The organism is Rhodopirellula sp. P2, from assembly GCF_028768465.1.
Taxonomy (GTDB): Bacteria; Planctomycetota; Planctomycetia; order Pirellulales; family Pirellulaceae; genus Rhodopirellula.
On the sequence record NZ_CP118225.1, the window covers coordinates 4,590,794 to 4,606,549 of the forward strand.

Genomic DNA, 15,756 nt, shown 5'->3' on the forward strand with positions numbered 1-15,756 from the left:
CGAGCGGCGTGATGCGAACAGTTCGAAATGGATACGGTAAAAACGAGGCTTCGCGTTTGAGGGTTGCCCGACGGAACAGTTGGGGACAACTGTTCTACTCTGACTTCGCTCATCCACTTCCCAAACCGAAGTTTCGGGCGGAGGTCGAGCGACGTCGTTCAGACGTACGCGAGCAAGGGGGCGGAGCATCGGAACCGCCACGCACTTCCCTCCCCGGAATTCTCACTGAACGCTCGCATTCCGTCCCTCGACGATCGTTTCGGGGATTCTTTCTTGTTTGTACACTCATACCCGACGGTACGCTCAATCCGCCCGTTCACAAAGTGCGGGAGTTGCCAACATCGAGAAATCCGAAAACACAGACCGCGAAGAGTGATCCCTCGCGAATCCAAATGTCATCCAATCCCTTCCTCCACGTCCGATCACCGAAATGGTCGGTGGTCGCTCCGATTCGTATGAGACGTTGCTCGTTCGTGGACGCAATCGAGCCATGTACGAGATGGCTGAAAGAGCACGGGAGTTGGGGGCGAATGCCGTGGTTGGAATGCACTTCGATTATTCGACCGTTGGCAATTCGATGCGGATGATTTGCTGCAACGGAACCGCGGTGAATGCGATCGCCAACACCGCACCAGACAATGCGTAGCGATCCTGGGCAACGCGAAGTGGATGGTTCGGCTGGGGAAGTCGAACGTGGCGTTGAATTCCAACCCGCGGAGCTCGAACACCGAACGGATTCCCTGCCCATGAATCCGTATCGTTCCCCGGAAACGGAACCGACGGTGCCATCCAAACCGGCATCGGCCTTGTGCCCGGTTTGCGGTCATTCGGTCAGTCGATGGCGGCTGGGGTTTCCGGGGTGCCGGTGTGAAACTTGCAAGCGTCGCTTGGGGTTGAAGAATTCTTGGCAGGCCAGTTCGATGTCCACGGCGACGGCGGTCGTCTGTTTTGCTTCGCTGATGTTCTTCGAGGCAATCCCGACAAGCAAGCCGGTTGTGTTTGGCCTTCACGTGCTGGTGTTTTTGATGTGTGGCACGCTTTGGTTCCACCTGTGGGGTCAGCCTGCCCTGCGCACCTGGATGGGGGCCGCATCGAGAACCGCCTTGGCTCGAGAACGCGCGCGTTTTCAAGATGAAACGGATCGGGCTTGATCTCCGAGGCACGTTTTTGCTAGCGGTGCAGTTCGAGGATTCTCGCACGTGTTCCCGCGAAATTTGGTCGCATTATGTTGGCTCGACACCACCGCTTTTTTATCGCTTCGTTGTTTGTTTGTCTGGGATTGGGATTGGTGGATGCACCGTCGGCTCAGGCTCAGATCACGACCCGCAGTCCATTGGGGACGCAGGGCGATTCCACGGCCAAGTTGTATGAGCGATTGGTCAACCGATTGCACGCGACGACGCAGCCACAGCAGGACTATCTGCTGGAGATCACCAAGCGAGTGAATGACCGCAAGTTGGATTTGCGGTTGGTGGTGGCCATTGAACGCTATGCAATCCGGCGTGATTCGCATTACCCGTTTCCGTTTTTCGAGCGGGCTTTGATGTACGAAGCCAAGAAACGGGGGATCATCTTGCCCTCGATCAAATTGTTCCAGGACCAGCCCATCGTGACGGTCCCGACCTACTGAGATGTCGGAAAGTTTGATTTCCAAGTGACGCGGAGAGGTCGTTGGTGCTGTGCGGCGCTCGTGCCGGCAGATATCCTGTGAGCGGTTTCCGATCACTTTCTTCCTTGCCGACGCATCCGCCTCATGGATTTTTTGCTTTACCTCGCACTCGTGCCCGCGCTCGGGGTGACGGCTCAATGGTTGGCGTGGCGCACGAAGCTACCCAGCATTCTGTTGTTGCTTTTGTTCGGGGTCTGTTTGGGGCACTTTGTTGTCCAGCCCGACGCGTTGCTGGCCAACCTGACGGGCGGCGATGAGTCCGCGGGCCCGAACATTCTGTTCCCGCTGGTGTCGCTGTCGGTGGCGGTCATCATGTTTGAAGGCGGACTGACGCTGAAGCTGAGCGAGCTTCGTGAATCAGGGTCTTCCTCGCTGAGGCTGTGCACGGTTGGTGCTGCCCTGGCTTTCTTTGGCAACACCTTGGCGATCCACTGGATCCTCGGATTTGTCTGGCCCCTGAGCTTTTTGCTGGGAGCGATCCTGGTGGTGACCGGGCCGACAGTGATCGGGCCGTTGCTACGGCAAGTCAAACCGAGCCGGAGGGTGGCATCGACCCTGAAATGGGAAGGGATCGTCATCGATCCCATCGGCGCGGTGTTGGCTGTGCTGGTGTTCGAAGAATTGGTGGTGGCTCAGTCGGCGCCGCACTGGTCGGGGGCGTTGAAGTCGCTGGTCCTGACCGCTGCGATTGGAGTCGGGCTGGGCGTCGTGGGCGGAGCGTTGTTGACACAGGCACTGCGTCGTTACTGGGTGCCCGATCATTTGCACGGTGTCGCCGCATTGGCACTGGCATTGTTGCTGTTCGCGCTGAGCAACCTGATGGCCCACGAATCAGGCCTGATCGCAGTGACCGTGTTGGGGATTTGGCTGACCAACCAAAAACACTTTGATGTCGAACACATCATCGAGCTGAAAGAGAATCTGCGCACGCTGCTGATTGGCTGCTTGTTCATCGTGCTTGGTTCGCGAGTCAATTTGACGGACTTGGCCACGATTGGGATGCCAGGGATTGGTTTGATTCTGGCGTTGATTTTCATCGTGCGTCCGCTGTCGGTCTACTTGTCGCTGTTGCGAAGCCCGCTGAACTATCGCGAGCAGACGTTCATCGCGGGGTTGGCACCGCGTGGGATTGTCGCGGCGGCGGTGAGCAGTGTGTTTGCGTTGTCGATGGAAAGCCGGACGGATCTGAATATCCCGGGTTCGGAACAACTGGCGACGGTGACCTTTTTGGTCATCATCGGAACCGTCGCGGTGTACGGAATTGCGGCGGCCCCGTTGGCTCGGCTGTTGAAATTGGCCGAGGAAACCAGTCGCGGTGTGTTGATCGCCGGAGCGGACGCTTGGGTGCGAGATTTTGCGACTGAGCTGAACGCCGCAGGGATCCCTGTGTTGCTGGTCGACACGAACTACAACAAAATCAGTCAGGCTCGAATCGCTGGGCTTCGTGGAGAGTGCGCCAATATTCTGAACGAGCACGCACGCGAAGATCTGGATCTCTCCGGGATCGGCCGACTGTTGGCGATGACGCCCAACGACGAAGTCAACTCATTGGCGCTGCGGGAATGTCGCGCGATGTTTGAGTCCTCCCGTTTGTATCAATTGACATTCAAGACGAAGAACACAGCCGGGCGCCGTGGGTTGACCAAGAACTTGATGGGGCGGGAACTGTTTGGCGAGGGGCTGACGTTCACGCGGTTGTCGGAAATGCACGCGGCGGGAGCGTCATTGAAGACCACAAAGCTGACGGAGTCGTACTCCTTTGCCGATTTTCAAGAGACGTATGGTGAAGTGACCACCGTGCTGTGTGCGATCACGGCGGAAGGCGGCTTGAATATCAATACCGTCGATGCGCCGCTTGTTCCGGTGGCGGGGCAAACGATCTTGGCGTTGGTGAGCAGCACCCCGGTCCCTGAAAAGCACGCGGTCAAGGCCTCCAAAAAGCGGACGGAGGCGAGACAGGAAGGGAACGACGAAGCGAATGCGGACACCGGTCGTGAGCCTGCCGACGAAGCAGCCAATGAGGAGCCAGCCTCGTGATCGACCCGTTTGTCCTGACCGTCTCCTTCTTGCCTTTGATCGGGTACCTGTTGCTCTTGTCGCTGATTCGCGTGAGCGGACGGGTGTTGGTGACGACGGGCGGACGAGACATGGCGGCGGTCTTATTTGCTGTCGCAGGCATGATTGCGATCGGCCCGATGCAGTTGTTCTTTCCCGGGGCGTCGGCGATTTTCCTGGGGCCGTACGTGTGGTTGCCGTTGTTGTTGCTGTACGTGTTGGTATGTGGACTGATTGTCCTGACTCGAGAACCTCGATTGGTCGTGTACGGACGAACGGCAGAGGAACTGTATCCCGCCTTGATGCGAGCCGCCCGAGCGATCGATTCTGCGGCGACGGGAGACGAACGGAAGGCCCAGGTTCATTTGCCACAGTTTGGTGCGCACCTGAGAATTGAAGGCCACCAAGGGTTGGACTGCGTCAGCGTGTTGGCATTTGAACCGATGTTGCCGCTGTCGTTTTGGAATCATTTGCTGGGACAGTTGCGAGTTCAGGTTCGCGGAATCGCAGCGCCATCGCCGAGGCGTGGCTGGGGCGCTTTGTTTGTGGCGATCGCAATGCTGGTGTTGCTGGTTCGAAGCGTGATGGGACGTGGCGACCAATTTGTCGAAGGCTTCCGCGATTGGCTGATTCGTTGATTCGACCAGTGGTTTTCTCGCGACCACACAGGGGGCGGAAATCGGCTGGGACAGTTTGGCGTGAATCGCACAAATTGGCAGAATTGGATCAGATCTGGCAAGTAATTGGCCGATCAACCTTGCTGCATCGGCGACGACGCCTAAAATGCAAGCAGCAGATCTTTTGAGGTCTGTTAGGTGCAGTCACATAACACCGGCAGAGGGTTCATTTTTCGGGCACGCCTGGATCAACAAAGACTTGTGCAGTAGCACGTCGAGATTCACGCGTTTCTCCCAGCGGCTTCACTCTTGCCGCCGAGTGGCTGTTACTGAATTGGACCGGCAGGTCGGATCGATGGATCCAGCCTGTCGGTTTTTTTATGCGCCGACGGAAACTCGCGAGGTTTGCGAGTCCGTTGAGGATCGATCCACGGCGTTGCGGTGCCGTTGACGACGTCGGAGGGGCGGCGAATGATCCCTGCGAGCGTTTTGATGCCGCAAAAATGCGTGTCTGGCAAGCTTGCCCCTCTCGTTCGGCTGACATCGGATTAGACTGAGGCGGGCGGATCCTGGGGTCGGAATCCGTTTTTACTGGACAGCGGCGGTGCCGAGTCCGGTTCACGTCGCTCCACTCATTGCCATCGTTTCCGTCTCTTGCTGCCTTTCGCAACATGAATGAACGCTCCTTTGCCGAAGCCGATCATTTTCGCCCCTTGCGTCTGAATGACCTCTGGCGGGCGGTTGCTCGCCACCGATTCTCGGCAGTGCTGTGGACGATCGTGTTGCTACCGGTGCTGGCCTTCGGTGTCTTCTTGATCCCGGCTCAGTTTGATTCGTACGGGCAATTGTTGATTCGTTTGGGGCGGGGGGCCGTCTCGATGGATCCCACGGCGACGCTTTCGCCAACCGTTTCGCTGCAAGACAGCCGGGCCTCCCAGGTCAACAGCGTCCGCGAGATGTTGCAGTCACGAGCGATCGCTCAAAAAGTGGTCCGAGAGGTTGGCGTGGAGAGGATCTTGGAACCGCGCAGCGTGCTCTCCAAAACGATGCAGAAGATCAGTTCGATATTGCCAGGCGGGACCCCGAAACCCATGGGCGATCTGTCGGCGGAAGAAGTGGAAGCTCAGCTCGCCGAAGAGATGGCGATCAATGCGTTTCAAGAATCGATGAATTTGTTCATGGCAAAGGATGCCTACACAATCGATTTGGAGGTTCGGACGGAGGACCCCTTCTTGTCGCGCGATTTGCTCAACGCGTTGGTTCAGATTTATCGCCAGCACCATGCGATGGCCCACAGTTCACTCGGGGCGTCTGAGTTCTTCGAAGAGCAATCCGAGTTGTCGTACAAACGAGCGGTGGAAGCAAAAGAGAAGCTTCGAGTCGCCAAAACCGAACGCGGCATCATCGACATCGGCTCGGCTCAGTCGGCGTTGCGTTCACTGATCAGCCAGGTCGAAAGCAATTTGGTGGACGTGGAGTATGAACTGGCGTCCGCGGTTTCGGAGCGAGCTCGATTGATCGAACAGGTCGGTGATCAACCGGAAACGTTGCAAACGCAAACGATTCGAGGGATTCCCAAAGCGACTGGCGACTCGATGCGTCAGGCGTTGTACGAATTGGAAGTCCGTTACAAGGAACAGTCTCTGAAACTGAGTGACGATCACCCCAAGTTGAAGGTGTTGCGAGAACAATTGGCAGCGGCAACCGAGATCTCGCGATCCGAGCAAGGCGAGCGACCTCAGACCACCGAGTCGACCAATCCGGTTCGGCAAGCGTTGGTGATGTCGCTTCAGCAAACCGAGACTCGGCTGTCGGGTTTGGAATCCAAGCATGAGAACCTGAAGTCGCAAGCGGAATCGCTGAAGGACGAACTGACGCAATTGAACCGTGACGAGGTGCAATTGGCGGAGCTCAGCTGGGAAACGGATTTGGCGGAAGCCGAGTACATGCGGACAGCTGAGAATCGCGACAACGCGCGGTTGATCGATCGTCTGTCATCGGGTGCCGTCAGTGAAATCGCGGTCGTCCAAGAACCCTCGTTGGGACTGAAGAAGGTCAAACCGAAGCGGTCGATCCTGCTGGTGTTGGCGGCAATGCTGGCGGTCGGATTTGGGATAGTCCAAGCCTTGATTCGCGGATTGTTGGCGACGCCTCATGCGGCGGAAATGGACTCCAATCGCCAACCTCCCACGCGTCGCCGAAGCGATGCCGGGCACGGGCGTTACCGCGGAACGGACAGCGTTCGCGGGTTCAACAAACCGCCAGAATCGGAACCTGTGGCCGAAACAGAAGAAAATGGCGGGTTGACGACCGTTCCTCGCTAAACGAATGTTTCCTCTGAATCGCGAAATCTTCACTCGTTTACCTTCATCTCCTCGCTGACCCACGGCGCCCATCATCGCCATGCGAATCCTTGCCGTTCACAGCTATTACCGCCTTCGTGGCGGTGAGGATGTCGTATTCGATGCTGAAACACAATTGTTGGAATCGTTTGGGCACGAGGTCACGCGGTTCACGCGGATGAATGATTCGATGTCGGGTGCCGGAGCGATCACGAACGCTCGGATGACGGTTTGGAATTCGGGCCTCGCGCGGGAAATCCAAGCGGCGGTGAAGCAGAACCAGATCGACGTGGTTCATTTCCACAACACCTTCCCAGCGATCTCGCCGGCTGCGATCAAGGCGGCTCATGAGGCGGGAGCCGCGACCGTATTGACGCTGCACAATTCGCGAATACTGTGCCCCAAAGCGGTCTGTTTTCGCGACGGTCAACCTTGCACCGATTGTGTGGCCGCTCGTTTTGCGACCCCTGCGATTCGTCACGCTTGTTTCCACGACAGCCGATTGGCGTCGGGCGTTGTCGCGGTGACGAATTGGTTGCACCGAACCAGCAAGACGTACCAGCGTTATCTCAATGTCGCGATCGCTCCGACCCAGTTCGTCAAAACTCGTTACGAGGAATCGGGGCATCCGATGCCTCCGATCGCTGTCAAACCTCACTTCGTTGAATCGGACCTCCCGCTCGGGCAAGGCGATGGTGGTTACGCGCTGTTCGTGGGGCGTTTGAGTGAAGAAAAGGGCTTGAAAGTTCTGCTGGACGCATGGAACCTGCTGACCCAGCCCATCCCACTGAAGGTGATCGGGGATGGTCCGCTCAGGCATTTGCTCGATCAACCGCAGGAAAACGTGGAGTACTTGGGGCGTTTGGACCAGGCGGCTGTCTACCAGACAATGGCAGACGCGGCGATGTTGATTTTGCCGTCTCACTGTGCTGAATCATTTGGCCGGGTGGTCGTCGAAGCGTTTGCGTGCGGAACACCGGTTGTGTGCGCGAACCAAGGTGGTCAAGCTGAGCTGGTACACCCATCCGTGGGGGCCTTGTTTCGCAGCGGCGACGCGGAGGAATTGGCCTCGGTGGTGGACGGTTTTGTTCAGAACGCGGAGCAAACCATTGCGATGCGTGAAATGGCTCGTCGGGAGTACGAATCCAAGTACACCGCGGCGATCAACCACGATCAACTGATTGCGATCTATCAAGCCGCTTTGAAAGCTCGCGGACGAAACGAAGTGGGCCGCATGGGCGATCCGGATTTGCGAATTGATTCGCAGCACTCGCCCAACGCAGCGAACGAGCCGCATGGTTCGGCGGCCACGCTGACACAAAACGAAACCGATTCCCCCGAACATATCTCGCACCCCGAACAGGCTCATGACGAACCGATGCGTGGTCACGACCAGCTGGGACGACGGGCATCCTCAGGATCAACGCTTGGCTGAGTTACTGGACCGCTATGGATTGGCGGCCACGTTCTACATCCCTCGCCATTCACAGCTCGAAACGTTGCCCGAAGAGAAAATCCGTGAGTTGAGCCAGCGGTTTGAGATCGGTGCTCACACGATGGAGCACTTGGCGTTGACGACGTTGCCAGATGTGGAGGCGGAGCGTCAGATTCATGACAGCGGGGCTTGGGTCGCGGACGTGACCGGGGAACCGTGTGCGATGTTTTGCCCACCGCTGGGAAAGTACCAACGGGAGCACGTCAACGCGATCGCGCGGCATGGTTTCATCGGCTATCGGACGGTGGAGTTGCTGAGAATTGATCCGCCCAAACGTCGCGTTCGTGGTGATTACGTTCGTGGCGACAAGGGCTGGGAGTTGTCGTCCATGCCGACCTCCGTGCAGGCTCATCCCCACCCGCGTTCGGTCTACGTTCGCAACGCGATCAAACGAGCTTCCTGGAGCCCGCTCCACTGCGCTTGGACGATGGCGGGGAAAACCGATTGGGTGGGATTGGCCGAGCTGATGCTGACTCGGGCAGCACAAACGGGGGGCGTCTTCCATCTGTGGGGGCACAGCTGGGAAATCGAGGAAAACGAACAATGGGCGAACCTCGAAAAGGTGTTCGCCATGCTTTCGCAGGCCGTTGAGTCCGGCTGGGCGGTGACAGCGAGCAATGGAGAGGTGTGTTCCGCCGAAAGCCCCGCTTCCCTTTTTTGACAACTCGCATAGAGTTAAATAGGCGACGAGTGGAATCAGACTCGCTGCACGGAGGTTGCACCGTCGCCAATCCTTGACGCGACTCCACCGACCGAACACACACGCCATACCATTCGAACATGCCGAACGAGCAGGACATTTACGAAGAGCACGTGCTGGATCACTACGAAGATCCATACCACCGCGGGACGCTGGATTCCGCCAGCCACATGGACGAGGGGAAGAACCCGTTGTGCGGTGATCGGATCGTCATCACGCTGCGACTGGATGATTCCGGGAAGGTTGCGGAGGCTTGGTTTGAAGGCGAAGGCTGTGTGATCAGCCAGGCCTCTGCATCGATGCTGATCGAGCTGATGGAAGGCAAAACGATCGACGAAGTGAAAGCTTTCACGGCGGAAGAAATGCTGGAGTTGTTCGGTCCCAAGCTGACCCCCAACCGCCAAAAATGCTGCCTGTTGTCGTGGAAGATTCTGCAATCAGCGTTGCATTCCCCCGTCAACGAAGACGGTGATTCGTCGGCACCGGGCGGCCCATCGCTCGGGGAAGAGCAGTGAGCGTGAACGCATCCACCTTGCCGTTGGACGTCGCAAAAATTCGCGACGACTTCCCGATCTTGAACACTCAATCGGCCAGTGGTCGACCGCTGGTGTATTTCGACAACGCGGCCAGCACGCAGCGTCCCAATGCGGTCATCGACGCGATGAGCCGTTGCTATCAGGAATACTACAGCAACGTTCACCGTGGAATTCACACGCTGAGCGAAGCGTCGACGGGGGCCTACGAGAGTGCGCGAGCGACCGTGGCTTCGTTCATGAATGCTTCGACGACCAACGAGGTCATCTTTGCCGCAGGAACCACCGCGGCCATCAACACGGTGGCGAGATCCTGGGGCGACCAGCATCTTTCGTCGGGCGACGTGATCTTGTTGTTGATCAGCGAGCATCATGCCAACATTGTTCCTTGGCATCAGTTGGCCGAACGCGTGGGCTGCCGGGTGGAGTTTATCGCCATCAACGACGACTTTTTGATCGATGACGAGGCGGTTGCCTCCGCCATTCAGACGCACCAACCCAAGTTGTTCGCCTTTGGCGCCGCCAGCAACACGCTGGGCACGGAGTACCCGGTCAAGCGTTGGACACAGCTGGCTCATGAGGCGGGTGCGACCGTGTTGATCGATGCGGCCCAAGCCGCTCCACACTGGCAGCTGGACGTGCAGGACTGGAATGCCGACTTTGTCGTCTTCAGCGGCCACAAGGTTTGTGGTCCGACGGGAATTGGTGTGCTTTGGGGACGCGAAAGTTTACTGGATTCGATGCCTCCGTTTTTGGGCGGTGGTGGAATGATCGACACGGTGACGACCGATGGGTTCACGTCCCATTCCTTGCCCGAAAAATTCGAAGCCGGCACACCGCCGATTGTCGAAGCGATCGGACTGGAAGCGGCCCTGAAGTACTTGACCGAAATCGGCATGGACAACATTCATGCTCATGAACGTCAGCTTGGCTCACGTGCCGACGCGGGACTGCGTGAGATCGCTGGCGTCCGTGTGATTGGGCCCACCCCGGAGCACAAAGGCGGGATCAATAGCTTCGTGGTTGAAGGTGTTCACGCACACGACGTCTCGCAGTTTCTCGATGGTCAAGGTGTCGCCGTTCGCGCGGGGCATCATTGCACGATGCCGCTGCACAATGCGATTGGCGTTTCCGCGACCTCGCGAGCGAGTTGCTATTTCTACAACACGATGGATGAAGTCGACGTGTTTTTGCAAGCGGTTTCGGACGTGCGAGATCGTTTCGCGAAAACCGGACGTCGTCGTCGTTCACGCGCGAGTCGATCGGAGACATGAGCGACCCCACGCAGTTCTCGCTGTTTGATTCCAGCGATGACAAACCGACCAAGGCGACCAAGGCGACGCCCCCGAAACGCAAAGTCGCCAAGAAGACGCGGCAAACCTCGACCAGCGAAGATGCGATCTCGATCAGTGAGCTGACTCGACAGATCAAATCGACGGTTGAGTCCGGATTCCCCTCGGTTTGGGTTGCGGGTGAAATCACCGACATCGCTCGGCCGCGAAGCGGGCACCTGTACTTCACACTCAAAGACGATCGTGCGCAAATTCGTGGCGTGATGTGGCGAAGCGTTGCTGAGCGTTTGCCGTTTGAACTGGACGACGGGCAAAGCGTTCTTTGCCTGGGCGACGTGGAGGTCTACGCCGCGCGGGGTTCCTATCAGTTGGTCGTTCGCAAGTGCCAACCGCAAGGCATGGGGGCTCTGCAGCTCGCCTTTGCACAGTTGCAAGCAAAACTGCAAGCAGAAGGTTTGTTCGAACCGGAACGCAAACGTTTGCTGCCGCGTGTGCCTCGGCGGGTCGCGATTGTGACCAGTCCCACGGGGGCTGCGATCCAAGACTTTTTGCAGGCCGCAGCGCAACGTCACGCCGGCATCGAAATCGTCTTGATTCCGGCCAGCGTCCAAGGTCCCGGCAGTGTCGAATCGCTGATCGATGGGATGCGAGCGGCTCACCGGATGCGACCTCAGCCCGATGTGTTGATCGTTTCGCGAGGCGGTGGATCGCTGGAAGATCTCTGGTCCTTCAATGACGAGAAACTGGTGCGGGCGATCGCTGCGTCAAGGATTCCGACCGTGTCGGCAGTGGGACACGAAATCGACGTGACGCTGGCGGATTTGGTGGCGGACGTGCGTGCCTTGACACCCACGGACGCGGCGTCTCGAGTCCTGCCTGATCGTGAGTCCATGATTGCGGCGTTGGATGCCCTCGGCGAGATGATGACCCGCAATCTGTTCCGCCGAGTCCAGTCAGAACGGCAACGTTTGGAGAACTGGGAATCTCGCCCGGTGTTTCAGAACCCATTCGAGCTTGTTCACGATCGCAGTCGCGACCTGGACGATTGGGACGAACGTGGGCGGTCTGCGATCTGGCGTCGCTTGGAACAGGCTCGGTCCAAACTCGCGACGGTCGCCGCAGCCCAGTCCGCTCTATCACCCCTGGCCGTGCTGTCGCGTGGTTACAGCGTCACGCAAACGGAATCGGGCCAAGTCGTCCGATCTCCGAGCGACGTTCAGCCAGGCCAAACATTACGAACTCGACTGACGGGCGGCGACGTGTTCTCCGTCGTCGCACCCCCAGAATCGAACGACGATCCAACAGGGGCGTCCTAGGTCGCGATTCCCCTGACTCACCTCCTGCCTATCGGTCCCCCAACGATGCGTTTCCTCCTTTGTGCTTTGCTTCTTGGAATCTCGTTGTCACCGGTTCAAGCTGAATCGCCTGAACCCAGACCGGAGGTTTGGAAAACGATTGCGACGGAAGGTCACCCAACGGCACGCCATGAAGCGGCCTTGGTTGGTTTTCAAGACAAGCTGTATCTGCTTGGTGGCCGCCGCATCAATCCGGTCGACGTTTACGATCCTCGGACCAATGCCTGGACAGCAAAGTCCGAAACGCCAATGGAACTGCATCACTTCCAAGGGGTCGTGGTGGAGGATGCGATCTACTTGATGGGAGCGATGACGGGTCCGTATCCGAAGGAAACGCCTCTCGAAAAAGTGGTGGTCTACTATCCCGAGGAAGATCGTTTTGACTTCGTGCATTCGATCCCTGAGTCACGTCGTCGTGGCGGTGCGGGCGCGGTCTATCACGAGGGTTGGATCTACTTGATCGGTGGGATCACAAACGGGCACGTCGATGGTTGTCGTTCATGGTTTGATCGCTACGACCCCCAAACGGGCGTGTGGGAGATCATGCCGGATGCACCCCACGAACGTGATCACTTTCAAGCGGCTGTGATTGGCGATCGACTGTACGCTGCGGGTGGGCGAGTGACGTCCAAACGAAACAACGCTGTGTTCTCGCAAACGATTCGCAAGGTGGATGTCTACGATTTCGCGATCGGTGAATGGTTGCCGGCGGAGCAATGCCCTGATCTTCCAACCTTGCGTGCTGGCAATAGCGCCGTCGCGATTGAGGGCGAGTTGGTCGTTGGGGGTGGTGAGAGTGGCGATCAGAAGCAAGCTCACAACGAGATTGAGGTCTTTGACCCCGCGACGAACGAATGGACGGTGTGGCCTTCGCTGAACCAAGGGAGACACGGAACAGGGCTGGTCCGGATCGGTGATTCATTGTTCACTGCCTCCGGAAGTGGCAACCGTGGCGGCGGTCCTGAGTTAACGACCACAGAACGATTGAAGCTGGAGCGTTGAGTTTGACGACTGCAACGCATGGAGATGGTCAGTTCTCGACACGGAGCTGATCGATGACAACTTCACCGAAGGAATCTGCTGCGTCGCCCTTCTTCAAGTTCGATTGCGTGTAGCAACCAGCTTTGAAGTAGCACCCGTCGCGAGACACTTCCCAGTCCATCTTTGGCTCGCCATTGTAGAAAACTCGAACGTGACCTTGTCCGGCTTGAATCTTCAGGTCGAATGCTGTTCCCAGTGGATAATGGCGGTCCAGCATCACGTCGCCAAGGTCGTTGCGTTCCACAAATAGCTTTTCGCCCTCTAAGCGCACCATCATCAGGTCATCGTCCGCGTCGTGGATCTGGGCGCAGACAACATGACGCTTCTTGGGCGGTGTGGCAGTGATCGCAACGCTCAGGATCAGGGTGTGAGTCGTGCTGTCATCCGTGCTCCAGTTTGCTCGCGCCGTGCCATCCGGTGACATCTCACGCAGTTCAGACCGCGGGAATCCGGAACCCTTGGTGGTTACGCCACCACAGTGAGCACGGAACACGACTCCGTTGGGATTGATGACGTGAAAGTGCTCTGGATGCGAGAAGTTGCTCAGTTCGGGTTGCCGGATCTCGTCGGGCCGTCCATCTTTCCGCGTCCCGATCGGCAGTGTCAACCGCCAGCGAGAAAGGTCAAGAATATCCGCGGGAGTTTGCCCCTCCACGATCGGAAGGCAGACCAGCAAAAGACAACAGCAAAGCAGCAAACGCATTCGATTTTCTAGTGAAGGATTTCGTTGCCGCGATCGAGTTGCTCGACCTCGCATTGGTCAAAACGGCATCCAACATCGTACTGGAAGTGCTGCCGGGCGTTGGTCGTACGCTTCAGATTCCTACTCCCTGCATCACAACTGCGATCAGCCAAATTGCCATGACGGGCAGGCAAGTCAGGACGGTCCACCAATCGAGTTCTCGCCTTGCGAGTCCGCGAACGAATGCAATTGCAAGCATCACAACAGGAACCCCCAGTGTGATCGGGAAGTACCAATTCAGCAGGCTTGACGGTAGGCCCCCAAAAAACTTCACATGCAACAGGGCGAGGATTGCCAGGTCAAAGAACAGGAATCCGCCCCACGCCAAACGCCACGTGAAGTGCTGCGGCTTGGATTTGAAAATCGCAAGAATGAGGACAGGCAACCCAAGGATGTATCCCAAGCGTGCTGAGAACTGTTCGTACCAGATACCCAGGACATAGCCAGCGGTGGTCGAGTTTCCGGCCTGCGGGTCGCCCCAAAAACGCAGGGCAACGGTGCTGGAGGCGAAGAAGTCAAGTGTCCAATCCAAGACACACATGTTCGCGAACAGCAACGCAAGCGTTTTGCCTGGGCTGGTCCAGAATGGTGGGGATCGAACTGCCAAGAAGAACACGGCCAGACTCAATCCGTAGACACTGGCAACTAGCAGATCCATTGCCTGGAAACTCTGCACCGTTCCAGATCGCCAAGGCCAATCCGGTAGATGGCGAATGACCGACAGCCCCCGTTGGATCGCAAATGCGATTGCGATCCCGGCCGTGATCACCATCAATTCGATAATCCCTAATCGCCGATTGTCTTGGGGAAGCTTGCCGGTGGTTGAGAGCGTGTTCATTGGTGCAGTCAATCGAGTCGAAGAAGAACGATCTTGTTGCTCGTTGGCCGCTCGCTACACACGTGGTTGGCATGCGTCCGAGCCGAACCAATTCTAACAGCGGCGTCGCTGGCATTGTTGCGAGTCACCGTGCAGCAGCGACGGCGACATCCGAGAAGGCTCGTCTTGACGCCTCATGCATTTCGCCTACTCTGTCTGCCCAATCAGAACAGCGACCCACCATGAGCGGACATGGCGTGGCACTGCGTTTGATTGCTACGCGATCCAACGTGAATTCGACATGCTCGGAAGCAAATGGTTGGGCGTCGAACTGGTGCAGGTCAGCTGGCAAGAAAAGCTGATTTCCGCACTCGGGTCCGGCTGCGCCATCTACTGTGTGTTTTACTTGACCAATCTGTTCCTCCCATCGTTGGCCGCCGTTGGCGTGATCGCGTCGATGGGAGCCAGCGCCGTGCTGCTGTATGCCGTTCCACATGGTCCGCTTTCGCAACCCTGGCCCTTGATTGCCGGGCATTCCATTTCAGCTTGCGTCGGAGTGACCTGTTGCCAGTGGATCAGCAACCCCGCGATGGCAACTGCGCTCGCCGTTGGGATCTCAATCGGGGTGATGTACCAGTTGGGCTGCATTCATCCGCCGGGCGGAGCGACGGCTTTCACTGCCGTGATGGGAGGCGAAGCGATTCATGAACTGGGATACCTGTATGTCCTGTGTCCGATTCTGATCAATGTCGGGTTGATGCTGACGCTCGCCGTGCTCATCAACGCACCCTTTCCATGGCGACGCTATCCTGCTGGTCTGTTTCCTGTGGGGGCCATGGTGGAGGAGATCGAGCATCGCTCGAATCAGCCATCCCACGATGACGTTTTGAATGCAATCCGTTCGCTGGATTCGTTTGTGGATGTCAGCGAGGACGACTTGATCCATTTGGTCCGTGAACTTGGAATTGCGAACCCAGGGGGCCGGGCCCCGGAAGAAATCTTGCAGCACAAAGTGTCCTTGCGAGAGAAGGAGGATCGCTCACTTGAACTGACGGACCAACCAGAGGTCAGTCGGCATCGACTACCAGATTGATCGCC

Annotated in this window: 14 protein-coding genes; 12 read left to right on the plus strand and 2 right to left on the minus strand. The window is 57.7% G+C overall.

All coding sequences use genetic code 11. The annotated features are described in order from the left end of the window. Nucleotides 1-430 precede the first annotated feature (430 nt). The 11 genes from PSR62_RS16240 to PSR62_RS16290 all read left to right on the plus strand — a co-directional run bounded on the left by PSR62_RS16240 (nt 431) and on the right by PSR62_RS16290 (nt 13,060). Nucleotides 431-646: a YbjQ family protein gene (locus PSR62_RS16240; protein ID WP_274404053.1), complete on the plus strand. Its 216-nt coding sequence runs from the start codon at nt 431-433 to the stop codon at nt 644-646. Nucleotides 647-1,225: 579 nt separating this feature from the next. Then, nucleotides 1,226-1,630 carry a hypothetical protein gene (locus PSR62_RS16245; protein WP_274404054.1) on the plus strand — a complete coding sequence of 135 codons (405 nt, stop codon included), beginning with the start codon at nt 1,226-1,228 and terminating at the stop codon, nt 1,628-1,630. A gap of 123 nt (nt 1,631-1,753) precedes the next feature. After that, nucleotides 1,754-3,706 (plus strand): cation:proton antiporter, encoded by a 1,953-nt coding sequence (locus tag PSR62_RS16250; protein ID WP_274404055.1) that lies wholly within the window; start codon nt 1,754-1,756, stop codon nt 3,704-3,706. Beyond that, complete coding sequence (locus PSR62_RS16255) at nt 3,703-4,362, plus strand: hypothetical protein (RefSeq protein WP_274404056.1); 660 nt, start codon at nt 3,703-3,705, stop codon at nt 4,360-4,362. The genes PSR62_RS16250 and PSR62_RS16255 overlap by 4 nt, the downstream gene beginning before the upstream one ends. Before the next feature lie 650 nt (nt 4,363-5,012). Further along, nucleotides 5,013-6,665: a GumC family protein gene (locus PSR62_RS16260; protein WP_274404057.1), complete on the plus strand. Its 1,653-nt coding sequence runs from the start codon at nt 5,013-5,015 to the stop codon at nt 6,663-6,665. Nucleotides 6,666-6,819: 154 nt separating this feature from the next. Beyond that, nucleotides 6,820-8,118, plus strand: a complete 1,299-nt coding sequence (locus PSR62_RS16265; protein WP_338020209.1) for a glycosyltransferase family 4 protein — start codon at nt 6,820-6,822, stop codon at nt 8,116-8,118. Beyond that, nucleotides 8,111-8,839 (plus strand): polysaccharide deacetylase family protein, encoded by a 729-nt coding sequence (locus PSR62_RS16270; protein WP_338020210.1) that lies wholly within the window; start codon nt 8,111-8,113, stop codon nt 8,837-8,839. The genes PSR62_RS16265 and PSR62_RS16270 overlap by 8 nt, the downstream gene beginning before the upstream one ends. A gap of 119 nt (nt 8,840-8,958) precedes the next feature. Then, a complete protein-coding gene (gene sufU, locus PSR62_RS16275; protein ID WP_274404061.1) occupies nt 8,959-9,393 on the plus strand; it encodes a Fe-S cluster assembly sulfur transfer protein SufU in 435 nt (144 codons plus the stop codon). A gap of 2 nt (nt 9,394-9,395) precedes the next feature. Beyond that, complete coding sequence (locus PSR62_RS16280) at nt 9,396-10,685, plus strand: aminotransferase class V-fold PLP-dependent enzyme (RefSeq protein WP_274404062.1); 1,290 nt, start codon at nt 9,396-9,398, stop codon at nt 10,683-10,685. Next, nucleotides 10,682-12,019, plus strand: a complete 1,338-nt coding sequence (gene xseA / locus PSR62_RS16285; RefSeq protein WP_274404064.1) for an exodeoxyribonuclease VII large subunit — start codon at nt 10,682-10,684, stop codon at nt 12,017-12,019. The genes PSR62_RS16280 and xseA overlap by 4 nt, the downstream gene beginning before the upstream one ends. Nucleotides 12,020-12,064: 45 nt before the next feature. After that, the gene (locus PSR62_RS16290; protein ID WP_274404065.1) at nt 12,065-13,060 is read left to right on the plus strand and encodes a Kelch repeat-containing protein; all 996 of its coding nucleotides are present in this window, start codon (nt 12,065-12,067) and stop codon (nt 13,058-13,060) included. Nucleotides 13,061-13,088: 28 nt separating this feature from the next. Here the strand turns inward: PSR62_RS16290 and PSR62_RS16295 are convergent, their stop codons facing one another. Both PSR62_RS16295 and PSR62_RS16300 read right to left on the minus strand, forming a co-directional pair. Then, on the minus strand, nt 13,089-13,802 hold the full coding sequence (locus PSR62_RS16295; RefSeq protein ID WP_274404066.1) for a polysaccharide lyase family 7 protein: 714 nt from the start codon (nt 13,800-13,802) through the stop codon (nt 13,089-13,091). 112 nt (nt 13,803-13,914) lie between these two features. Further along, entirely contained in the window at nt 13,915-14,679 is a 765-nt protein-coding gene (locus tag PSR62_RS16300; protein WP_274404067.1) for a hypothetical protein, read from the minus strand. 280 nt (nt 14,680-14,959) lie between these two features. On the opposite strand from PSR62_RS16300, the gene PSR62_RS16305 reads away from it, so the two are divergent. Next, nucleotides 14,960-15,751, plus strand: a complete 792-nt coding sequence (locus PSR62_RS16305; protein ID WP_274404068.1) for an HPP family protein — start codon at nt 14,960-14,962, stop codon at nt 15,749-15,751. The last annotated feature ends 5 nt before the right edge of the window (nt 15,752-15,756 follow it).